The 21,722-nt window shown below is 67.4% G+C and carries 20 protein-coding genes; 9 read left to right on the plus strand and 11 right to left on the minus strand.

Annotation, left to right across the window (positions count from 1 at the left end):
* Nucleotides 1-113 precede the first annotated feature (113 nt).
* Nucleotides 114-419, minus strand: a complete 306-nt coding sequence (locus AP428_RS19110) for a DUF4148 domain-containing protein (protein ID WP_006478802.1) — start codon at nucleotides 417-419, stop codon at nucleotides 114-116.
* 277 nt (nucleotides 420-696) lie between these two features.
* Between AP428_RS19110 and AP428_RS19115 the strand changes: the two genes are divergently transcribed.
* The 4 genes from AP428_RS19115 (at nucleotide 697) to AP428_RS19130 (ending at nucleotide 4,097) form a co-directional block, all read left to right on the plus strand.
* On the plus strand, nucleotides 697-906 hold the full coding sequence (locus tag AP428_RS19115) for a hypothetical protein (protein WP_011547495.1): 210 nt from the start codon (nucleotides 697-699) through the stop codon (nucleotides 904-906).
* Nucleotides 907-1,198: 292 nt separating this feature from the next.
* The gene (locus AP428_RS19120) at nucleotides 1,199-1,945 is read left to right on the plus strand and encodes a response regulator transcription factor (RefSeq protein ID WP_011547496.1); all 747 of its coding nucleotides are present in this window, start codon (nucleotides 1,199-1,201) and stop codon (nucleotides 1,943-1,945) included.
* 79 nt (nucleotides 1,946-2,024) lie between these two features.
* The gene (locus AP428_RS19125; RefSeq protein WP_041489379.1) at nucleotides 2,025-3,356 is read left to right on the plus strand and encodes a HAMP domain-containing sensor histidine kinase; all 1,332 of its coding nucleotides are present in this window, start codon (nucleotides 2,025-2,027) and stop codon (nucleotides 3,354-3,356) included.
* 57 nt (nucleotides 3,357-3,413) lie between these two features.
* Entirely contained in the window at nucleotides 3,414-4,097 is a 684-nt protein-coding gene (locus AP428_RS19130) for a response regulator transcription factor (protein ID WP_011547498.1), read from the plus strand.
* Between the two features lie 67 nt (nucleotides 4,098-4,164).
* On the opposite strand, the gene AP428_RS37205 is transcribed toward AP428_RS19130, so the two are convergent.
* Both AP428_RS37205 and AP428_RS19135 read right to left on the minus strand, forming a co-directional pair.
* Nucleotides 4,165-4,320 carry a hypothetical protein gene (locus AP428_RS37205; RefSeq protein WP_166488165.1) on the minus strand — a complete coding sequence of 52 codons (156 nt, stop codon included), beginning with the start codon at nucleotides 4,318-4,320 and terminating at the stop codon, nucleotides 4,165-4,167.
* Between the two features lie 81 nt (nucleotides 4,321-4,401).
* Nucleotides 4,402-4,674, minus strand: a complete 273-nt coding sequence (locus tag AP428_RS19135; protein ID WP_011547500.1) for a DUF4148 domain-containing protein — start codon at nucleotides 4,672-4,674, stop codon at nucleotides 4,402-4,404.
* 330 nt (nucleotides 4,675-5,004) lie between these two features.
* Between AP428_RS19135 and AP428_RS19140 the strand changes: the two genes are divergently transcribed.
* Nucleotides 5,005-6,180: a porin gene (locus AP428_RS19140; RefSeq protein ID WP_054928346.1), complete on the plus strand. Its 1,176-nt coding sequence runs from the start codon at nucleotides 5,005-5,007 to the stop codon at nucleotides 6,178-6,180.
* Nucleotides 6,181-6,264: 84 nt separating this feature from the next.
* Here the strand turns inward: AP428_RS19140 and AP428_RS19145 are convergent, their stop codons facing one another.
* From AP428_RS19145 to AP428_RS19165, 5 genes are all read right to left on the minus strand, one after another.
* The gene (locus AP428_RS19145; RefSeq protein ID WP_011547502.1) at nucleotides 6,265-7,731 is read right to left on the minus strand and encodes an efflux transporter outer membrane subunit; all 1,467 of its coding nucleotides are present in this window, start codon (nucleotides 7,729-7,731) and stop codon (nucleotides 6,265-6,267) included.
* The gene (locus AP428_RS19150; RefSeq protein ID WP_011547503.1) at nucleotides 7,724-8,929 is read right to left on the minus strand and encodes an efflux RND transporter periplasmic adaptor subunit; all 1,206 of its coding nucleotides are present in this window, start codon (nucleotides 8,927-8,929) and stop codon (nucleotides 7,724-7,726) included. The genes AP428_RS19145 and AP428_RS19150 overlap by 8 nt, the downstream gene beginning before the upstream one ends.
* On the minus strand, nucleotides 8,919-12,173 hold the full coding sequence (locus AP428_RS19155; protein ID WP_011547504.1) for an efflux RND transporter permease subunit: 3,255 nt from the start codon (nucleotides 12,171-12,173) through the stop codon (nucleotides 8,919-8,921). The genes AP428_RS19150 and AP428_RS19155 overlap by 11 nt, the downstream gene beginning before the upstream one ends.
* 154 nt (nucleotides 12,174-12,327) lie before the next feature.
* Nucleotides 12,328-13,002, minus strand: a complete 675-nt coding sequence (locus AP428_RS19160) for a response regulator transcription factor (RefSeq protein ID WP_011547505.1) — start codon at nucleotides 13,000-13,002, stop codon at nucleotides 12,328-12,330.
* A gap of 21 nt (nucleotides 13,003-13,023) precedes the next feature.
* The gene (locus tag AP428_RS19165) at nucleotides 13,024-13,947 is read right to left on the minus strand and encodes a LysR family transcriptional regulator (protein WP_011547506.1); all 924 of its coding nucleotides are present in this window, start codon (nucleotides 13,945-13,947) and stop codon (nucleotides 13,024-13,026) included.
* 314 nt (nucleotides 13,948-14,261) lie between these two features.
* Here AP428_RS19165 and AP428_RS19170 point away from each other — a divergent pair, with 314 nt between their 5' ends.
* Complete coding sequence (locus tag AP428_RS19170; protein ID WP_011547507.1) at nucleotides 14,262-14,636, plus strand: hypothetical protein; 375 nt, start codon at nucleotides 14,262-14,264, stop codon at nucleotides 14,634-14,636.
* Between the two features lie 110 nt (nucleotides 14,637-14,746).
* On the opposite strand, the gene AP428_RS19175 is transcribed toward AP428_RS19170, so the two are convergent.
* Nucleotides 14,747-15,505, minus strand: a complete 759-nt coding sequence (locus AP428_RS19175; RefSeq protein ID WP_011547508.1) for an SDR family oxidoreductase — start codon at nucleotides 15,503-15,505, stop codon at nucleotides 14,747-14,749.
* A 312-nt stretch (nucleotides 15,506-15,817) separates the two neighbouring features.
* Between AP428_RS19175 and AP428_RS19180 the strand changes: the two genes are divergently transcribed.
* From AP428_RS19180 to AP428_RS19190, 3 genes are read left to right on the plus strand one after another with little or no spacing between them, the layout of a single operon-like run.
* A complete protein-coding gene (locus tag AP428_RS19180) occupies nucleotides 15,818-17,104 on the plus strand; it encodes a cytochrome c (protein ID WP_011547509.1) in 1,287 nt (428 codons plus the stop codon).
* A 15-nt stretch (nucleotides 17,105-17,119) separates the two neighbouring features.
* Nucleotides 17,120-17,653 (plus strand): sugar dehydrogenase complex small subunit, encoded by a 534-nt coding sequence (locus tag AP428_RS19185; protein ID WP_011547510.1) that lies wholly within the window; start codon nucleotides 17,120-17,122, stop codon nucleotides 17,651-17,653.
* Nucleotides 17,654-17,679: 26 nt separating this feature from the next.
* The gene (locus AP428_RS19190; RefSeq protein WP_011547511.1) at nucleotides 17,680-19,281 is read left to right on the plus strand and encodes a GMC family oxidoreductase; all 1,602 of its coding nucleotides are present in this window, start codon (nucleotides 17,680-17,682) and stop codon (nucleotides 19,279-19,281) included.
* 65 nt (nucleotides 19,282-19,346) lie between these two features.
* Here AP428_RS19190 and AP428_RS19195 read toward each other — a convergent pair whose 3' ends face one another.
* A complete protein-coding gene (locus AP428_RS19195; RefSeq protein WP_011547512.1) occupies nucleotides 19,347-20,300 on the minus strand; it encodes an esterase family protein in 954 nt (317 codons plus the stop codon).
* Between the two features lie 61 nt (nucleotides 20,301-20,361).
* The gene (locus AP428_RS19200) at nucleotides 20,362-21,459 is read right to left on the minus strand and encodes an OpgC domain-containing protein (protein WP_011547513.1); all 1,098 of its coding nucleotides are present in this window, start codon (nucleotides 21,457-21,459) and stop codon (nucleotides 20,362-20,364) included.
* Nucleotides 21,460-21,722: the final 263 nt, after the last annotated feature.

Raw genomic sequence — 21,722 nt, forward strand, 5'->3', positions numbered from 1 at the left:
TTTATTCGCGTGAAGCGTCGACATATCGGCACGGAATGTCGAGGCTACCCGAAAAAACGCGCGCGGCCACGAGGGCTCGCGCGCAAACTCGGAGAACGGGTGCAGCGGACGATTCAGTTGCCGCTCGACGCGACGGTATTGGCCGCCCCGGCACAATCGTGCTGGTACTTCTGCATCAGGCGCGCCTGTGCCGAATCGATATCGTCGGGATAGCTGCTCTCGTCTCCGGACGACGGGTTGTAGCCGACGGACTCCAGTTCGTTCAGTTCGTTGACGAGCTGCCGGTGGGAGACCGGGCCGTTCGCATGCACGAACGGATAGTCATGACATTGCGCGGACGTGAGCTTCGTCCCGGCATGCGCGGAGACGCTCAATGCGAGCATGGCGGCGCACACGAGATAACGGACGGGATGATTCATCTTCGGCTCCTGGATAGCGTTGAGTAGAGGCCGTACGGCAGGGTGTCTGCGTCGGTCGCGAGGCGAAGATTAGGCACGGCGGACTAGCTAAACGACAGCGCGATGATGAAACATGTTTTAGGCAAGCCCGGCTCGGGCCATGCACCGGTTGCCGCAGGCATTGAAGGTTAAAGAATCGTTCATGCGCGTGCTTCCGGATGGTTAGGCGCGGCGGCGTATCGTCGAGCGATGGATCGATCGATGCCGCGCGCCGCGCGGTGGACACGGGGGTAAGGCAATGAAATCAAAGGTCATCATGGCTGGGCTGGTCGCGTTGATGGGTGCGTCGCTGCCGGCGTTCGCGAAGGTGCAGGGAACCGGGCTCGCGATCGCCGATGTGACGCTCGCGAACGCGAAAGCCGAACAGCGGGATCGTGCGATCGATGCCGCACGTGATCTCGCGTCGCATCGTGCGGACGCGACCGGCACACGATCGCACCCACGCTGATCGCGCGTTGCCGCGCACCGTTCGCAGCCGGTCGCGGCGGCTCGCGTGCGTCGCGAGCCGTGGTACGAAATCGTGTCGCAAAGGCGAGCATGCCGGGTCGTTTTCAGCCTCCGTTGCAATGTCAAATAAGCCAGGATCGAAGCCGACACGGACGTGATGTTGTCGGATATGAAACTTTCTTCACGAAGCCGGCGCGCATCTTTTACGCGTGCACGCATAAGCTCTGCACGAGCGCGTTCGGCCGTCGGGTATCGAAGCGCATACGTCCCTTCGATGAAGACGAGAATCGTACATGGCATCATCCGCTTCCCCGGTCAACGAGCCCGCCCCGCCTGACAAGCCGGCCGTGGACGGCACGGCCGTCGCGCACGTCCTCACGATCGAAGACGACGAAATCACCGCGAACGAAATAGTCACGGAGCTGGAGGGGCGCGGCTTTACGGTCGAATGGGTGGCGAACGGGCGCGATGGCATGGCCCGCGCGCTCGGCAACGAGTTCGACGTGATCACGCTCGACCGGATGCTGCCGGTGGTCGACGGCCTCGCGATCCTGACCACGATGCGCAGCGTCGGCGTGCGCACCCCCGTGCTGATGCTGAGCGCGCTCGGCGATGTCGACGAACGGGTCCGCGGGCTGCGTGCGGGGGGCGACGACTACCTGACCAAGCCGTTCGATCCCGAGGAAATGGCCGCGCGCCTGGAGGTGCTGCTGCGCCGGAGCCAGGCCGCGCCGGCCACGTTCGACACGACGCTGGTCGTCGGCCCCCTCAAGCTCGACCTGATCTCGCGCAAGGCGTTTCGCGACGGCGAGGAAATCGTGTTGTTGCCGACCGAGTACCGCGTGCTCGAGTACATGATGCGCAATGCCGGGCAAACCATTACGCGGACGATGTTGTTCGAGGCCGTATGGGGCTATCACTTCGATCCCGGCACGAACCTGATCGAAGTGCACATGGGTCGGTTGCGCAGGAAGATCGATCCATCCGATGCGAAGCAGATGATCCAGACCGTACGCGGCGCGGGGTATCGCCTTGGCTGAGCCGGCTACCGCGGCGTCGGCCGCGCATCACGTCCCGCCGGCACCCGCGCGACGCTGGTACTCGAGTACGTTTCGGCTGGTGTCGGTCTATACCGTGACGTTCTCCGTGTCGGTGATGCTGCTGCTCGGTTTCATCGCATCGGTGATCACGCACGACATGGAGCGGGAAACCGACACGGTGATCGATTGGCAGATGATCTACTTCGATTCGATCCAGGACGACCAGCTTGCCGCCGCGATCCTGCACCGGATCGAGCGCGAGCGGATGCATACCAACTACTACGGGCTCTTTACCGCGAACGGCACGCATATCGCCGGCGATGTGCTGGCGTTGCCGGCCGGCCTGCGGCCGAACCGCAGCGGCGTGACGCTCGATCACACGATGCCGATCGCGGGAGACCAGGTGCCGCCGGTCGTCCGCACGATGGCGGAGCGGCGTGCGAACGGCGACGTGCTGGTGCTCGGGCGCGACCTCACGCACATCCTGCGCATCCGCGCGGCGATCATCCAGGCGCTGGTGGGCGGCGGGCTGCTCTGTCTTGGCACCGGCGTCGTGGGCGGTTTGATGCTCAGCGTGCGGCAAATGCGGCGTCTGAAGGAGGTCCGGCGCATCACGCAGTGTATTGCGCAGGGCGACCTCGGCCAGCGGCTGCCGGTCGGCGGACACGACGAGATCGATCTGTTGTCCCATCTCGTCAACCATATGCTCGAGGAGATCGAGCGGCTGATGAACGAGGTAAAGGGGGTCTGCGACGGCATCGCGCATGACTTGCGGACACCGCTCGCCCATGTGCACACGCTGCTCGCGCAGGCGGCACAGCGGGCGGAGCGTCTCGACGATGCCGTGCTGGAGCGTCTCGTCTCGCGGGCACGCCACGAGACCGACGTATTGCTCGATCGTTTCCGGGCGATGCTGCGTATCGCCGAAATCGGTTCCTTGCAGCGGCGCGGCGGATTCGCGGAACTGTCGCTGGAGGATCTGGTCATCGACGTCGGGCAGTTGTTCGAACCGCTCGCGGACAGCCGCGCGATCCACTTCGTGCAGTCCGTCGAGCCGGTGGCGCGGATTCACGGCGATCGCGCACTCTTGTTCGAGGCGCTGAGCAACCTGCTCGACAATGCGCTCAAGTACACGACGTCGGGCGATACGGTGCGCCTGGAACTGCATGACACGCCGTCCGGCCCGCGCATCGACGTGATCGACAATGGCCCGGGCATCGCAGCCGACGAGCGCGAGGCGGTGCTGCGGTCCCGGTACCGCAGCCGCCGTACCGGGCATCTCGCGGGTGCCGGCCTCGGCCTGAGCATCGTGTCGACGGTCGTCAACGTGCACGATTTCACGCTGCGGATCGGCCATGCCGAGCCCGGCACGCGCGTGACGATCGAATGCTGGCCGAGGTCGCTGGGATGATGGTCGGCCGGACGACGCTGCGCGTGTCGGCGTATGTCGGCCGCGAGGCCGATTGAGATGCGCATCCTGCTCGTGACTTCGCCGCATCCGGAAGCGTCGTGGCTGCACAAGGCGCTGCAGGAAAGCGGGCACAGCGTGCCGCGCGCCGACGATCTGCGCGACGGCTTGTTCCTTGCGTCGCAGGAGGCTTTCGACGCGATCGTCGCGACCGCGTTCGAGCCCGGCGGTGATGTCGCGCTGAGGGCGATGCTGCCGCGTTTCGTGGCCGACGGCGGCGGCGCCGCGCTCGTGGTGCTGATCGGCGACGCGTCGGCGCGCGAACGCATCCATATGCTGCGCGCGGGCGCCGATGCGTGTTTCTGCGCACCGTATTCGTTCATCGAGCTGCACGAACGCCTGCAGGCGTTGCAGCGGCTGGCCGGGCCGCGCGAGGCGGGCCGTTCGATCGCAGGGGTGTCCGCGGTCGAGACACTGGCGCGCGAACTCGCGGACGGCAAACTGCGTCTCGCCGTGACGCGCCGGGAATTCCTGTTGCTCGAATGCCTGATGCGCCATCCGAACGCGCCAGTGCCGCGCGACCAATTGATCCGGTACGTCTGGCAGGACAAGGAGGATGTCGATCCGTCGAGCGTCAATCTCGTGGTGTCGCGGCTACGCCGCAAGCTCGCGCGGCATCTGCCCGACGTCCGGATCGATACGGTGAGCCGCTATGGCTACCAGGTGACGCTGCCGGACGCATGAACGCGCGGTTTCGGCCGCGCAATGAACTGACGGGCGCACTGCCGATGGCAGCGCGCCCGTCATGCGTTTACGAGCCGAAGAACGGTATGCAGAAGTCGGGCGGGCCGACACAGTCGCCGGGGCCGTCCGGCTGCGCGGCGGCACAGGCGGACAACATGACGCCGGCGGCAATCGCGACGAGCGCGAGACGGGCGGAACGAGCGAGCAACGGAAGCAGCTTCATGGACGGCGAGCCATTCGGGGGACAGGCGCCGCCGCTGGCGGCGCGAGCCGGGCATCGCGCCCGGCCGCACGGTCGCCCCCATCAATGCGAATAGAGCGTGGAGTTCAGGTATTTGAGCTGCCCGTCCTGTTCGGCTTGCACGAGTTCGGCGTGGACCTCGGCGCGCGTCTTTTCGTGGATCGGCTGGCCGTAGGGCGGCACCCACTGGCCGGCGGCCTGGGTGCCGGGCGCGCCGTCCTTGGTGGCGGCGGGCGACATCCGCATCGGCTGGCTGCCGGTCAGCGCAAACGCGGGAACGGACAGCGTGCCGATTGCGGCAAGCATGGCGGCGGCGACGATGTTGGCGGTTTTCATGTCTGGAGTCCTCATGATGATTGGATGGGCATCTCCCCGGTGCGGCGTGTCGATAGCGGCGTCGTGCACGGGTTGAGGACAAGCATAGAGGAGGGGCGTTAGCGGATCGGCATACGCAACGTGAAAAGAAATTCATGCACCGGCGCGCATTCGCGGCGGACGTGAAACCGGTATGTCGCTAGGATGAAGCGGGTTTCATGTTTCGGGCCGTTTCGATAACGGCGCTGTCACGCCCGCTGCCTAAATTGGGCGCCATCGCATCGCGCACGAGCGGCCATGTTGCCCCGGGCCGGCGATGCGAGCAGACCGATCCACTCCAACGAAACCATCATGAAGAAATATCTGGCAATTCCGGCGGCGGTCGCCTGCCTGCTGGCGAGCGCGGCGCATGCGCAGAGCAGCGTGACGCTGTACGGCACGATCGACGCGGGCCTGGACTACATCAGCAACCAGAAATCGGCCGCGGGCGCGGGGCCCGTCTACGGTGTCCAGAGCGGCAACGTCAGCACGTCGCGCTGGGGGCTGCGCGGCAACGAGGATCTCGGCGGCGGGCTGGCCGCCGTGTTCACCCTCGAGAACGGCTTCAACGTCGCGAACGGCAAGCTTGGCAACGGTGGCGACGAATTCGGCCGCCAGGCGTGGGTGGGCCTCGCGAGCCGCCAGTGGGGTACGGTGACGCTCGGCCGCCAGTACGATTTCCTGGTCGACTTCGTCGCGCCGCTGTCGGCGACGGGGTCGGGATTCGGCGGCAACCTCGCCGATCATCCGTACGACAACGACAACCTCGCCAACGACACGCGGATGAACAACGCGGTGAAGTTCCGCAGTGCGAACTACGGCGGCTTCACGTTCGGCGGTGCGTACGGCTTCAGCAATCAAGGCGGCGGATTCAGCAACGACAACGCGTACAGCGTCGGTGCGCAGTACGTGAACGGCCCGGTCGACCTCGCCGTCGCGTACCTGCAGTCGAACCAGCCGGGCGGCGTCGACGCGCCGCAGAACACCGGCGGGTCGCTGAGCAGCGCCGATGGCGATGCGATGCTGACCGGCGGCCGCTGGCGCACGTTCGGCGCCGGCGCGCACTATGCGTTCGACCATGCCGCGATCGGCTTCGTCTACACCAGAACGATCCTGAACGACCCGCGCGAGCTGTCGCAGGGCGGCGCGTACGGCCGCGTGAACGGCCAGTTGCTGACCTTCAGCAACTACGAACTGAACGGGCGCTACTTCCTCACGCCGGCCCTCTCGCTGGGCGGCGCCTATACGTTCACGCAGGGGCGCTTCGACGATGCGGGCCGCGGCATCGCGCCGAAGTGGAACCAGTTCATGCTGCAGGCCGACTATGCGCTGTCGCGTCGCACCGACCTCTATCTGGAAGGCGTGTATCAGCGCGTGACGGGTGCGGACGGCGTTGCGGTGCTCGGCCACGCGGGGATCTTCAACCTGGCCGCGTCAGGCAACGATCGTCAGGCCGTCGTCGCGGCCGGTATCCGTCACAAGTTCTGAGCGGCCGGGCTGATGTAAAAAACGGCACCCGTCATCGCGACGGGTGCCTTGAAATGCGACACGCCTCGTCATGTCGCAAGGGATTCAGTTCGCTGAACTAGCCATCGTCGCGGCCGGTGCCTGCGTACCGGGTGGGGCTTCATCGGTCGACCATCCGCCGCCCAGCGCGGCGATCAAGCCCACCGCCGCGAGTTGTCGACGCGTGTCCAGCTCCAGCATCGCGATCTTCGTATTGAGCTCGGTGGTCTGCGCCGTCACGACGTCGAGATAGCTGACGACGCCGTCCCGATAGCGCGACATCGACAACTGCAACGTGCGTTCGGCCGCGTCGAGCGCTTCCTGTTCGCGATCGGCTTCGTCGCCGAGGTGATGCGTGAGCGCGAGGTTGTCTTCCACCTGCTGGCACGCGTCGAGCACCACCGCGCGGTATTTCGCGCCGTTCTCGGCCAGTTGCGCGCGCGCCTGGTCGGTAAGCGCCTGGCGCCGGCCGCCGTCGAACAGCGTCAGCGCGAGGCTGGGCCCGATCGACCAGATCTCGTTCGGCGCGCGGAGCCAGTGGCCGAGGCCCGAGCTCTGGTAGCCGCCGACCAGCCCGAGCGTGACGTCGGGGAAGAACGCCGCGCGCACCACGCCGATCTTCGCGTTGGCGGCGGCCATGCGCCGCTCGGCCGCCGCGACGTCGGGGCGCCGCTGCAGCAGCGTCGCGGGAATGCCGGCCGGGATCGTCGGTAGATACGCCGCGTTCAGGTCCGGCGTCAGCGCGAACGACGACGCTGGTACGCCCGTGAGCGTCGCGATCGAATGCTCGTAGAGCGCGCGTCGCGCCCGTACGTCCTCGGCCGACGCGCGGGCCGAATCGAGCTGCGTCCGCGCGCGCGACACGTCGAGATCGGACGCGATGCCGCCCGCGTGCCGGCTCATCGTCAGGCGCAGCGCGCGCTGATACGTGTCGATCGTGTCGGCCAGCAACTGTTGCTGCTGGTCGAGCCCGCGCAGGCTGAAGTACGCGCTGGCTAGGCTGGCCTGCAGGCTCAGCCGCACCGACGCGAGATCGTCGGCGCTGGCCTGCGCATCGGCGCGCCCGGCCGCGACTTCGTTGCGGACTTTTCCCCACAGGTCGAGGTCGTAGTCGAAGCCAGCGTCGAGCGTGTTGTCGCCATAGACGTTCGGCTGGTTCGAGCCGCGCAGCGGCCGCGTGGCCGATTGGCGGTTGCTCGAGATCTGCGCGCCGAGACCGATGGTCGGGAAGAGGCCCGAGCGTGCCTGATCGAACAGCGCGGCCGCTTCGTCGTGGCGGGCCACGGCCGCGGCCACGTCGGGGTTGGCCGCGGCCACCCGTGCTTCGAGCCGGTCGAGTACGGGATCGCGGAACGCTTTCCACCAGCCGTCGCGCGCGATGTGGTCGGCCGGCTTCGCGGCCTGCCAGCCGCCGGCTTCCTTGAAGCTGGCGGGCAGCGCCGTTTGCGGCGCGTGATAGGCGGGCGCGAACGAGCACGCGGACAGGAACGCGACGCCGGCGAGCATCGCGCAGAGCCGAAGCCGGTTAGCCATGCGCACGCTCCGTATCGCGCGCGACCGATGCGACGGTGCGGGCCGGCGCCGCGAGCCTGACCGGGTCGCCATCGGCGAGCGAATCGGGCGGATTGTCGATCACGCGGTCGTCCGGCGCGAGGCCGGTCGCGATCTGTACGTGCGTGCCGAGATCGGTCGCGATCGTCACAGGCTTGAAGATCGCGCGATCGTCCTTGCCGACCACGGCGACCTGCAGGCCGGCCTGCCGGAAGATCAACGAGCTGGCCGGAATCGTCAGCGCGTGGGTGCTGCCGGCCGGCAGCGCGAAATGCACCTCGGTGTATTCGCCGGGAATCAGCTTGCCTGCGGAGTTGTCGACCATCAACTGCACGAGCAGCGTGCCGGTCGAGTCGGCGATCGAGTCGTCGGTGTCGGCGAGCGTCGCACGGAAGGTCTCGCCCGGATGCTCCGGCACGGTCAGCGTGGCCGTCATGCCGGGCCGGATCGCGGCGGCCTCGTTCTGCGGCACGCTCACGTAGACGCGCATCCGGTGGACGTCGGACACCGCAAACAATTCCGGGCCGGCGCCGCCGCCGGCCGAGATCAACTGGCCGATGTCGGTCTTGCGCGCGGTGACGACGCCGTCGAACGGCGCGACGATGCGCTTGAACGCCTCGAGCGCGTCGAGGCGTCGCACGTTGGCCTCGTTGGCCGCGACGATCGCCTGCTTGGCCGCGAGGTCGCTGGTCTTCTCGTCGGTTTCCTGCTGCGACACCGAATCCTGCGCGAGCATCCGGGTCCAGCGCGCGGCCGTGGACGCGGCGAGCTTCTCGTTGGCGAGCGAGCTCTGCAGGTCGGCGCGCGCCTGCTGCAGTTGCTGGTCGAGCTCGGGCGTATCGATCAGCCCGAGCAGTTGCCCCGACTTCACGTGCGCGCCGATGTCGGTGTACCACGCATGCAGGTAGCCCGACACCTGCGCGTGGATCGGCGCGCTCTCGAATGCGGACAGGTGGCCGGGCAGCACGAGCGTCGCGCCGTCGCCGCCGGTCGACGGCGTGTACGCGACCACGGTCGGCACCGCTTGTTCGGCGGACCAGGTCGCCATTTCCTGTTTCGCGTGCGCGCGGCCGACGATGCCGGTCGCCACGATGCCGACCGCGATCAGCGCGGTGATCGTGGCGACGAGCTTGAGGTTGGGCAGCCGTTTCGGCGACTTAATATCGATCTCAGTGGACATGGGAAGCTCCGGACGCGGAAGGGGAGGAAGCGCGGGACGCGTCGTGCTTGAGCGCATCGCGCCGGTGCACGAGGCTGAATACGACAGGAACGAAGAACAGCGTCGCGATCGTCGCGCATGCGAGGCCGCCGATCACGGCGCGGCCGAGCGGCGCGTTCTGCTCGCCGCCGTCGCCGAGGCCGAGCGCCATCGGCGCCATGCCGATGATCATCGCGAGCGCGGTCATCAGCACCGGGCGGAACCGCGTGAAACCGGCTTCGAGCGCGGAGGCCAGCGCGTTGCCGGTTTCGGCCAAACGCTCGCGCGCGAAACTGACGACGAGGATCGAGTTGGCGGTGGCCACGCCCATGCACAGGATCGCGCCGGTCAGCGCCGGCACCGACAGCGGCGTATGCGTGGTGAACAGCATCCAGACGATACCGGCCAGCGCCGCCGGCAGTGCCGAGACGATCACGAATGCGTCGGCCCACGAGTGGAAGTTCACGACGATCAGCAGGTAGATCAGCACGATTGCGCCGACCAGGCCGAGCAGCAGGCCGGCGAACGCGCCGTTCATGGTCTGCACCTGGCCGCGCAGCGTGACCGTCGAGCCCTTGGGCAGATCCTTCGCGGTGGCCTTGACGACATCGTCGATGTCGGTCGCGACCGCGCCGAGGTCGCGCCCCTGGGTGGTCGCGTAGATGTCGAACAGCGGCTCGATGTTGTAGTGCGACACCACCGCGTTGCCGACCCCGCGCGTGATCGTGGCCAGGCCGCCCAGCAACTGGGACTGACCGTTCGCGCCGGTGACCGGCAGGTTCTGCAGCGCCGACAGCGTGGTCATCCGGTACTGCGGCGTTTGCGCGACGATCGGATAGGACACGCCGTTGCGCGGGTTGAGCCAGTAGGTCGGGTCGACCTGGCTGGTGCCGGCCAGCGTCGCGACCACCGAGTTCGTCACGTCCTGCTCGGTGATGCCGAGCTGGTCGGCGCGCGTGCGGTCGACCGTCACCGTGAACTGCGGATAGGTGCTGGCCTGCTGGATGCGCGGGTCGGCGACGCCCGCGATCAGGCGCAGCTTGCGGTACAGCTCGTGCGCATAAGCGAGGTTGGCCTGCTGGTTGGGGCCGGCCACCTGCAGGTCGACCGGGGCCGGTGCGCCGAAGTTGAGGATCTGGCTGACGATGTCCGCGGGCAGGAATGAGAACGTGGTGCCCGGATAGGCGCGCGGCAGGCGTTCGCGCAGCGTGTGCACGTAGTCGGCGGTCGGCGCGTGATCTCGCGACAGCGAGATCAGGATGTCGCCGTCCTGCGGTCCGAGCGTGCCGCTGTTGTTGTAGGTCAGGTTGATCCCGCTGTTCGGCAAACCGATGTTGTCGATCACTTCGCGCAACTGCGCGGGCGGAATCACGCCGCGAATCGTGTTTTCGATGCGGTCGAGCTCGGCGGCGGTTTCCTCGACCCGTGTGCCGACCGGCGCACGCACGTGCAGCGCGATCTCGCCGGAATCGATGGTCGGGAAGAAGTTGCGACCGAGCGACGGTGCGAGCAGGAAGGACGCGGCCACGATGCAGAGGAAGGCGACGACGAACGGCTTGCGGCGCGTGAGCGCGAGGCCCAGCAGGATTCGGTACGACGCGCGCACGGACTCGAAGCGGCGCTCGAATGCACGCTGGAAGCGCACCAGCGGATTGCGCGACGGCGGGACGTCGTGTGCGCCGGCATGGCCCGCGTGCGGGTCCATTACCGCGGCCAGTTCGCCCGATGCGTGACCGGCCGATGCGTGCGGCTTGAGCAGGTATTGCGCGAGCATCGGCACGAAGGTGCGCGACAGCACGAACGACGACACCATCGAGAAGATCACCGCCTTGGCCATCGGCACGAACAGGAAGCGCGAGATGCCGTCGAGCATCAGCATCGGCACGAACACGATGCAGATGCACAGCAGCGAGACCAGCGCCGGCATCACGATCTGCTTCGCGCCGTCGACGATCGCGGTGCGCGTGTCCTTGCCCTGTTCGAGGTGCCAGTTCACGTTCTCGATCGTCACCGTCGCATCGTCGACCAGAATCCCGACCGCGAGCGCGAGGCCGCCGAGCGTCATCACGTTGAGCGTTTCGCCGGTGGCCGCGAGCAGCGCGATCGCCGAGAGCACGGCCAGCGGGATCGACGCGGCGATGATCAGCGTCGAGCGCCACGAGCCGAGGAACAGCAGGATCATCAGCGAGGTCAGCGCGGCGGCGATGATGCCTTCGCGCGCCACGCCGCTGACGGCGCCGTTCACGAAGGTCGACTGGTCGCCCATCGTGACGAGCTTCAGGCCCGGCGGCAGCGTCTGTTCGACCAGCGGCAGCTTCGCCTTCACGCCGGCGATGATGTCGAGCGTCGATGCCGAGCCGTTCTTCAGGATACTCATCAGCACCGCGCGGTGGCCGTCCACGCGCACGATGTTGCCCTGCGGCGGGTAGCCGTCGCGCACATGGGCGACGTCACGGATATAAATCGTCGTGCCGCCGACCGACTTGATCGGCAGGTCGTTCAACGCGTCGAGCGAGAGCGGGCTGTTGTTGAGCTTGATGTTGTATTCGAAGCGGCCGATCTTCTGCGTGCCGGCCGGGATGATCTGGTTCTGCTGCGCGAGCGCGTGCGCGACGTCCTGCGCCGACAGCCCTTTCGACTGCAGCGCCTGCGGGTCGAGGTCGATCTGCACCTCACGTGTCTTGCCGCCGTACGGCGTCGGAATCGCGACGCCGGGCACCGACAGCAACTGCGGCCGAATGAAGTTGACCGCGTAATCCCCGAGCTTCTGTTCGTCGAGCGTGTTGCTGGTCAGCGCGATCTGCAGCACGGGCACGGTCGACGCGTTGTAGTTGAGGATCTGCGGCGGCGTGGTGCCGGGCGGCATCTGCTTGAGCACGGTCTGCGAGATCGACGTGACCTGCGCGGTCGCCGTGCGGATATCGACGGTCGGCTGGAAGAAGATCTTCACGATGCCGTAGCCGCGGAACGATTGCGACTCGATGTGCTGGACGTCGTTGACCGTCGTGCCGAGCGTGCGCTCGTAGTAGGTGATCACGCGTCCGGACATGTCGTCCGGCTGCAGGCCGGCGTAGTTCCACACGACGCTGATCACCGGAATGCGGATGTCCGGGAAGATGTCGATGGGCGTTCGGACCGCAGCAAGCGGGCCCGCGATCAGGATCAGCAGCGCCAGTACGACGAACGTATAGGGCCGCGTGAGCGCGAGCCGGACAATTTTCAGCATGAGGTGCTGCTCCGTTCAAAAGCGTCGTGAAGAAGAGCCGGATGTGCGCATCTTCGGGAAAACACCGATGCGCAACCGCTGACCGCATTCTGCGGAGCAGCCCCTAACAACGGGTCGCAAAAAAGATGAAACAAGTTTTAAGGTGCGGGCGCACTCAACCGAGCATGTAGCCCGAGCCGCGGATCGTGCGGATCAGCGGCGCCGCGCCGGGCCGGTTCACCTTCTTGCGCAGGCGGCCGATGTGCACGTCGATCAGGTTCGTGCCGGGATCGAAGCGGCAGCCCCACACGGCCTCGAAGATCATCGTGCGCGTGAGCACGCGGCCGGCGTTGCGCATCATGAATTCGAGCACGCGGGACTCGGTCGGCAGCAGCGTGAGTTCGCGCGCGCCCAGCGTGGCGCGTCGCCGCACGAGGTCGAGCGCCAGTTCGCCGGCGCGCAGCACCGTCTCGACGCGCGCGCCGCGCGGCCGCCGGCGAATCAGCACGTCGATGCGTGCGCACATCTCTTCGAGCGAGAACGGCTTGACGAGGTAGTCGTCGCCGCCGGCGCGCAGCCCCTCGATACGCTGGTCGACCCCGGACATCGCACTCATCACGAGGACCGGCGTATCGAGGCCGACGCCGCGCATCGTGGCGAGGATCGTCAGCCCGTCGAGGTCGGGCAGCATGCGATCGAGCGTGACGACGTCGTAGTTCGCGCTCATCGCCCGGGCCATGCCGTCGCGGCCGGTGCGCGCGATGTCGATCTGGTGGCCCGCGGCACGCAGCGTGTGCGCGATGTGATCGGCGATCAGCGGATCGTCTTCGATCGTCAGGATGTGGGCCATGGCGTACGCGATCCGGCGGAATCAGGCCGCGGCAAGCTGCATGGCGGTGCGCTCGGGCGTGCGATAGTGATCGACCACGTAGTCGATGAAACTGCGCACTTTCGTGGACAGATAATTGCGGCTCGGGTAGAGGATCGATACGCGGCGCGGGCCGCCGTTCACGTCGTAGCGTTCGAGAATCGGCACCAGGGTGCCGCTCGCGAGATCGTCGGCCACGAGCGGATGCGGCAATTGCGCGATGCCCATGTGATTGAGTGCCGCGATCCGCACCATCGTGTTGCTGGTCGACGCCAGCGCATTGCCGGTATAGATGCGCGACGAACCGTCGACATCCGAGAACTCCCAGTTGCGCGCGGCGCCGTTCGACACCGTCAGCAGGCAGTGCGTATTCAGTTCGACCGGCTCGACCGGCGTGCCGTGGCGCGCGAGGTAGCCGGGAGAGGCGACGATCACGTCGCGCACGCTCGTCAAGGTGCGCGACACGAAGGTCGAGTTGACCAGGCGGTGATCGTCACAGAAGCACACGTCGTAGCCGCCTTCCACCATGTCGACCTGGATATCGAAGGTCGTCACGTCGAAGCGCACGCGCGGATGCTCGATGCGATACGTGGACAGCAGCGCGCCAAGCCCGGCCGCAACCGAGGTTGCCGACGCGGCGATGCGCAGCGTACCGTGCGGGTCGCGATTGACCTGCGCGAGATTCGATTCGATCTCGTCGAGCTTCTCGATGATCGTGCGGCAGCCGTCGAGATATTCGCGGCCTGTCTCGGTGAGCGACAGGCTGCGCGTGGTCCGGTTCAACAGGCGCATGTTCAGATGGGCCTCGAGCATGCCGACGCTGCGCGTGACCGCGGCGGCCGACATGCCGAGCTGACGTGCGGCGAGGCTGAAGCTCGATAACTCGACCACGCGCGTGAAGACACGCATCGCTTGCAGTTGGTTCATGATCGGCGAGGAATGGAGTTGCCGGAAATGGGGGGCGCGTCCGTCTTCAGCGGCTACGTCGACGCATCGCGCCGCGCCTGCCGGGGCGGGCAGCGAATTCATTATGGAAGGCACGCGGGTGGGGGGCGCTAAAAAAACAGCGCTGGCCGGATGAAATTTCGTTTAGAAAGCAGTGGAGCCCGACAGGCGATGGCGCGGCGCGTTTTCTGAAAATTTTCTAAAAAAAGATTCATGCGCGGATCACAAATCTTCAGGCGGCAGACGAGTACCGAGATCGATAATGGGATCACGTAACCGCGGCAAGGACGACAGAAATGGCACAACCGTTGAGCATCAAGATGATCGAGGAGCGCGGCAAGCTCGTCGTGCTGATGTCGATCGAACGGGGCGCGGCAGTGCTCGATCCGGAAGATGTGGATGCCGTCATCCAGTACTTGAGTTTGCTGCGCGCGTCGATGCGGCCTGCGGTGCCGGAACGTCCGCCGCATGCGCAGCAGTTCGTGACGGAAATGGATCCTTGCTGGTATGCCGAGCGCCATCCGCTGGAGGGCGGCGTGGTGCTGTTGATGCGCCATAGCGGGCTCGGCTGGGCAAGCTTCGCCCTCCCGCCGCGCAGCCTTGAGCGGTTGCACGGTTCGCTGACGCAACTGCTCGATGATGAACGGCAGGCGATCAGCCTGCCTCACTGAAGCTGCCTGCACGCGCCGGCATTCAGCGTCGTCGCAACGGGGCGGTTCGATAGCGGCCCGGGCGTGAACGCTGCCGTCGGGCGTGGGCCGGCCCCGGGCCGCGGCGCGCGCTATCCGCGCCCGACGAACGGCATCGCGGTCGCCATGATCGTCATGGTGAGGATGTTGGTGTCGAGCGGCAGATTCGCCATCTGGACGATTGCGTTCGCGACATGCGCGACGTCCATCCGCGCTTCGGGCGCCAGGCTGCCGTCCGCTTGCGGGACGCCTTGCGTCATCCGTTCCGTGAGCGCGGTGGCCGCGTTGCCGATGTCGATCTGGCCGCACGCGATGTTGTACCGGCGGCCGTCGAGCGCCAGCGACTTCGTGATTCCGGTCACCGCATGCTTGGTCGCCGTGTACGCGATCGTATCGGGGCGCGGCGCGTGCGCCGAGATCGAGCCGTTGTTGATGATTCGGCCGCCCTGCGGCGTCTGCGTTTTCATCAGCCGCCATGCGGCCCGCGCGCACAGAAAGACGCCGGTCAGGTTCGTCGCGACGACGCTGTTCCACACGTCGAGTTCGTATTCGTCGAGGGCAACGACCGGGGCGTTGCGACCGGCGTTGTTGAACAGGACGTCGAGCCGACCGAACCGTTGCGCGATCTGCGCGAACGCGTGGTCGACCGACGCTTCGTCGGTGACGTCGACGGGAAACACCTGCGCGTCGCCGCCGGCGGCGCGGATCGCGTTCTGCGTTTCGCTCAACGACGCCTCCGTGCGTCCGAGCAGCGCGACGGTGAAGCCGGCCCGGGCGAGCGCGATGGCCGCGGCGCGACCGATGCCGGAGCCGGCGCCCGTGACGGCGGCGAATTTCTTCGAGACAGACATGGCTGGATTTCCTGCGGGTTGGGTGTAGGGAGGCAGGCGACGACCGATGGCGTCGCCACTTCGGCAATGTAGTCGAAATGCGCGACGTGCCTGTTCCTGCGGCATTGCATCGCATGACGGACCGCGCGTCGCTCGTCGGATCTTCATCGATTATTGCTCGAACGGCGAAACTGTATCGATTTAGTGTATCGATACAGAAGATGATATAGTGCGGCCACGCGACGCAGCCGGTTGCTCTGTACAAATAGAGGGCCGCATCGCAAGCGCGCGCAGAACCGCTTTTCTCACCGGATTCTTCCAGGAACGATGTCCATGCGTTTGCCCGGCCTTTCCGTGCTTGTCGTGTTTTTCCTCATCGCGACGGACCCCGCGTCGGCGGCCGGGCAGGCGGCCGATCGCATCGCCGCGGGCAAGGCGCTGGCCGTCGCGGCGGACTGTGTCGCGTGCCATACGGTGCAGGGCGGCCAGCCGTTCGCGGGCGGCCTCGCGATGCCGCTGCCGATGGGCGACATCTACTCGACCAACATCACGCCGGACCGGCAAACGGGGATCGGCAACTATTCGGAGCAGGACTTCGCGAACGTGCTGCGCAAGGGGCTGCGGCGCGACGGCGGCAACCTGTACCCGGCGATGCCGTACCCGTCGTACACGAAGTTCAGCGACGACGACATTGCGAACCTGTACGCGTATTTCATGCAGGGCGTCGCGCCGGTGCGTCAGCCGAATCGCGCGCCGGATTTCCCGTGGCCGCTGACCATGCGCTGGCCGCTGAAGATCTGGAATGCGCTGTATCTGCGCGAAGGCGCGTACGTGCCGAAACCCGGGCGGGACGCCGAATGGAATCGCGGCGCCTACCTGGTGCAGGGCGCCGCGCATTGCGGTACCTGCCATACGCCGCGCGGCATCGGGATGCAGGAGCTGGCCTACGACGAAACCGGCGTCGGCTATCTCGCCGGCGCGCCGCTCGCCGGCTGGCAGGCGTTCAACATCACGCACGATCGCGACGCGGGCATCGGCACGTGGACGACCGCGCAGATCGTCCAGTACCTGCGCACCGGCAACGTACCGGGCAAGGCACAGGCTGCCGGCCCGATGGCGGAGGCGGTCGAGCACAGTTTCAGCCGGATGAGCGAACGCGACCTGAACGCGATCGCCGTGTATCTGTCGACCGTGGCCGCCGCGACGGGCGCCGATACCGCGCCGCGTTCGACCCAGGGGCGCCCGACCGACGACTACGTCGCGATACGCGCCGCGGCTGCGGCGGGTGGCCGGACGCCGGCCGGCGCGTCGCTCTACCTCGATCATTGCGCGAGCTGCCACGGGATGACGGGCGCCGGCACGACGGACGGTTTCTTCCCGTCGCTGTTCGCCAACAGCGCGGTCGGCACCGCCACCGTGTCGAACCTGCTGCAGGTCGTCATGCACGGCGCGAGCGTGAACAACGGCACCACGCACTACTTCATGCCGGCGTTCCAGACCGAACTCGACGATGACGAAGTGGTGACGCTGGTGAACTACCTGAGCGAACGATTCGGCAACGGCCGGGCTCGCGTGAGCGCGGCGGAGGTCGCGAAGATCCGCACGGCGCCCGCCCACTGACAGGAGATGCACGCGATGAACGATTTCGATGTGACCGGCGAACCGGATGCGCGGCGTCGCCGTCTCGTGAAGCTGTCGGCCGGTGCGGCGCTTGCCGTCGCGTTGCCGGCCGGCATGCTGATCGCGCGCGCCGCGACCGCACCGCAGGCCGCGCCGCTGCGGGACTTTGCCGGTGTGGCCGCGTACTTGACGCGTCGCTCGGCGCTTCCGTCGCGCTATGTGGAGTCGGTCTACGACGGTCTCGTCGAGCAGGATCGCGAATTCCCCGCGCGGTTGCGCGCGCTTGCCGTCGCGATCGACTCGGGCACGCAGCCGCTCGATACGTTCGTGCGCACGCTCGGTGTCGCCGCCCCGCAATTGCGCGCGGCGGCGCTGGCCATCATCGAGGCCTTCTACACCGGGAGTGTCGGTCACGGCGGGCAGGCGCGCATGGTCGGCTACGAAACCGCGCTGATGTTCGAGCCGACCCGCGACGTCACGGTTATTCCGACCTACATCCGCGCGCGCCCCGAGTACTGGACCGCGCGCCCGGCCGCCGAAGCCGGTTGAGCAGCCTTCGAACAAGGATCGAAATCATGAGCAGTTCCTATGACGCGGACGTCATCGTCATCGGCGCGGGCATCCTGGGCGGCGCCGTCGCGCAGTCGCTGACGCAGCAGCGCAAGTCCGTCATCGTGATCGAGGCGGGGCCGGAGGTGAAGCGGGCCGAGCTCGTCCGCGCGTTCCGCAATTACGGCAACAAGTCGGATTACAACGGCCCGTACCCGGATCTGCCGTGGGCGCCGAAGTCGTCCACCGGCCGCTATTCCGATCGCTACATCGACAGCGTCGGCCCGGTGCTGCAGAAGCCGTCGTTCCTGCGGCTCGTCGGCGGCACGACCTGGCACTGGGGCGGCGCGACGTGGCGCATGCTGCCGAACGATTTCCGGCTGCACAGCCTGTATGGGCAGGGGCGCGACTGGCCGATCGGTTATGACGAGCTCGAGCCGTGGTACCAGCTCGCGGAGGAGCAGATCGGCGTGTCGGGCTCGGACACCGACGACCAGAGCGGGCAAGGCGGGGCGCCGTTCCCGCCGCGCTCGAAGCCGTACCCGATGCGGCAGCAGCCGTGGTCGTACCTGACGCAGCGGGTCGCGGAAAAGGTCGCGACGATCGGCCATCGTTTCGTCGACGAACCCAACGCGCGCGCGACGCGACCCTACGAGGGCCGGCCGACCTGCGCCGGCAACAACAACTGCGCGCCGATCTGCCCGATCGGCGCGCAATTCTCCGGCGATCGCCCGGTGCTGCGCGCCGTCGCGCAGGGTGCGCGGCTGCTGACGAATGCGGTCGTCTACAAGATCGAGCGCGGCGAGGGGCGCAAGATCGCCGCGATCCACTACATGACGCCGGATGGCAAAAGCACGCGCCTGACCGCGCGGACCTTCGTGCTCGCGGCGCACGGTGTCGAGATTCCGAAGCTGCTGCTGATGTCGGACGTTGCGAACACGTCGGGCCAGGTCGGCCGCAACATGATGGGGCACACCGGCCGCGCGATCGCGATGCTCGCGCGCGAACCGGTGTGGGCCGGGCGAGGCCCGACCCAGCAGGGCAGCATCAACACGCGGCGCGACGGCGCGTTTCGTCGCGAACACGGCGCGATCCGGCATTTCCTCGACAACACCGTGCCGAACGAGATCGTCACGCGGCGGCTGATCGCGCAAGGTGTCGTCGGCGACGCGCTCGATGCGCGGATCCGCCACGACGCGGCGCGCTACCTGAAGATCGCGAGCTACGTCGAGATCCTGCCCGACCCGCGTAACCGTGTGACGCTCAGCGATCGCAAGGATGCACTCGGGCTGCCGACGCCGCGTACCGACTATGACGTGTACGACTATTCGTTGCGAGCGGCGTCGCAAGTGCTCGACGATTACCGCGACTTCCAGCAGGTGTTCGGTGCGACCGAGATCGTGAACGACATCCATGCGTGGGTGCCGAGTTCTCACATCATGGGCACGACGATCATGGGCAACGATCCGGCCGATTCGGTCGTCGATCGCGATTGCCGAACGCACGATCACCCGAACCTGTTCATCGCGAGTACGGCCGTGCACCCGAGTTCGTCGGTGGTCAATCCGACGCTGACCGGGTATGCGCTGGCGCTCAGGATGGCGAAGACGATTGGAGCGGAAGTCTGACGCAAGCGGGGCGGCCCGGCAGCGCATACGTGCCGGCCGCCTTGCCGGGCGCGCTCAGGCGCGTTTCACTTCACACACTCCAGCGCATACTTCAACCCCTGCCCGAGCAACCCGCGCCACACGTCCCACGTATGCCCGCCGTCGACGATCCGCAGCTCGGCCGGGTTCTGCGCGCGGCGCAGGTGCGTGTACAGCACGCTCGATTCCGCCTGGATCGTCAGGTCGTCGTCGCCGGCCGCGATGAACATCGGCACGCGCCAGCTGCGCGCGAAATAGCCGCGCAGCAGCGCCGGGTAATTGAGTTCGTGCCACACGCGTGAATCGAACTGCCGGTCGCCGAACACGCCGACGTAGCGCGCGGCGGAATTGAGCGGCGGTTCGTTCGCATAGATCGCGGGGCTCAGCAGCATCGCGCCGCAGAACAGCCCCGGTTCGAGCAGCGAGAAGCGCAGCGCGCCGAAGCCGCCCATCGACACGCCGCCGATCGCGCGGCCCGCGCGCTGGTTCGACACCGCGAAGTGCGCTTCGACTTCCGGCAGCAGGTCGTTGAGAAACGCGCTCTGCATCTTCTCCTTGCGATCGACGTACCAGTCGGTGCCGCCCTGCGGCATCACGATCACGACGGGCGGGATGTCGTGGCGCTCGATCAGCGTGTCGGCGGTGGCCTGCAGCCGGCCCTGCGTGACCCAGTCGTTCGCGTTGCCCGCGTTGCCGTGCAGCAGGTACATCACCGGGTAGCGCGCGCCTTCGGGGTTGTAGCCGGGCGGCAGATAGACCGTGTACGACCAGTCGCGCTTCAGCGACGCCGAGCGGAACGTGCGCAGCACGACGCTGCTGCCCGGATTGACGGACGGCTCCTGCGCGGCGGACGGCGTCGTCGCCGTCTGGACGGCCGGCGGCGCGGGCGATGCCGCCGGCGCGGCAGCCGGCGCCTGTGCCGGCGGCGTGGCATGGGCGGTGGCGATGGCGCCGGCGATCAGGGCGAGGGCGAGGGTGAGCGGAAGGGCGAGTCGGCGCATGGCGAATCGTTTCAGGAGAGGCGCCGGCTATCGTAGCAGCGGCGCGTGACGGCGCGGCGCGTCATGGCCGCGAACGGAACGGCAGCCGCGCGACGAGCGGCCCGTAGAGTTTGGCGACGAGATACAGCAGCCCGATCGCGACGGCGTCGGCGGTCAGGCCGAGCGGCACGTCGAGATAGCCTTCGGTCGCCTGGTAGAGCAGCGAATCGACCGCGAGCGAAATGCCGGTGCCCGCGACGAAGCACAGCAGCCCCTGCCGGCCGATCGTGCCGATCCACGGCATCGCGTGCGCGACCTTCTTCATCCAGCCGAGGTGCACGAGCTTGGCGGCGAGCCACGCGATCGCGAGGAAGTTCACGAGCCGCAGCGCGCCGAGGTTCTGCTTGATCGACGGATCGGTCGGGAACGGTTCGATGCGCAGCCGATAGTACGCGCCGGCCGCGACGATCGCGAGCGACGTGGCCGTCAGCAGCCAGCCCTGCGGCCGGGGCGCGAGCGTCTGGTAGACGGGCTGGCAGCGCGCGATCACGCCGAGCACGAACAGGAACTGCCACGCGAACGGGTTGAAATCCCACGGCGCGCCTTCGACGGTCGGCAAGAAGCGCGCGACGTGCGGCGCCGCGTACCACAGCGATCCGCTGAACGCGAGCATCAGCCACGGCTGCGTGCGGGCGAGCGGCAGCGCGAGCGGGACGAGCAGCGCGAAGAACGCGTACATCGGCAGCACCGACGCGAGGTACGGCTGGCGGCGGAACAGCAGGATGTCGCGCAGCGCGGCGAGCGGCTTGTGCAGCAGCCCGTCGAGGTCGTTGGTCGGCATGTTCGGGCCGTCGATCGCGAACGCGTTCAGCGCGGCGGTGATCAGCAGCATCAGGCCGGCCGTCACGAGGAACGCCCGGTAGATCTCGAACGCCCGCCGGATGAAGCGCTGGCGCGCGGCGGCCTCGTCGTGCCGCTCGGCGAGCGAGTTGTACGCGATGGCGGTCGCGAAGCCGCCGAGGAACACGAACACCTCGGCCGCGTCGCACAGCGCGTACGCGTGCAGCGTGACGCGCGACAGGATGCTGCCGCCGATGTGGTCGACGACGATGACGAGCAGCACGAGGCCGCGGAAGAAATCGAGCTCGGCGTAGCGGCCGGCCCGGGCCGGCGCGGTCATCGGAACGCCTTCCGGCGCGGGCCGCGGGCACGGCCGGCACGCGCCGCGCGGGTGTCGGGGTGAAGCATGACTTCGTGAAGAAATGGCGAACGGATGCGCATTGTGCCACCGATGCGATGCTCATCGGGTTTACGCGGATGGCGGGCCGGCCTGCCGCTGCCGACAAGCCCGGTCAGGCGGTCGGCACAACCGGGCAGTTGGACGAGCGCAACGCTTTGCACGCGACGCCCCGGACCCGATGGACGGACGGTTTACGACGTGAC

This window comes from Burkholderia sp. E168m22, from assembly GCF_001319805.1.
In the GTDB taxonomy this organism is placed as follows: Bacteria; Pseudomonadota; Gammaproteobacteria; order Burkholderiales; family Burkholderiaceae; genus Burkholderia; species Burkholderia orbicola.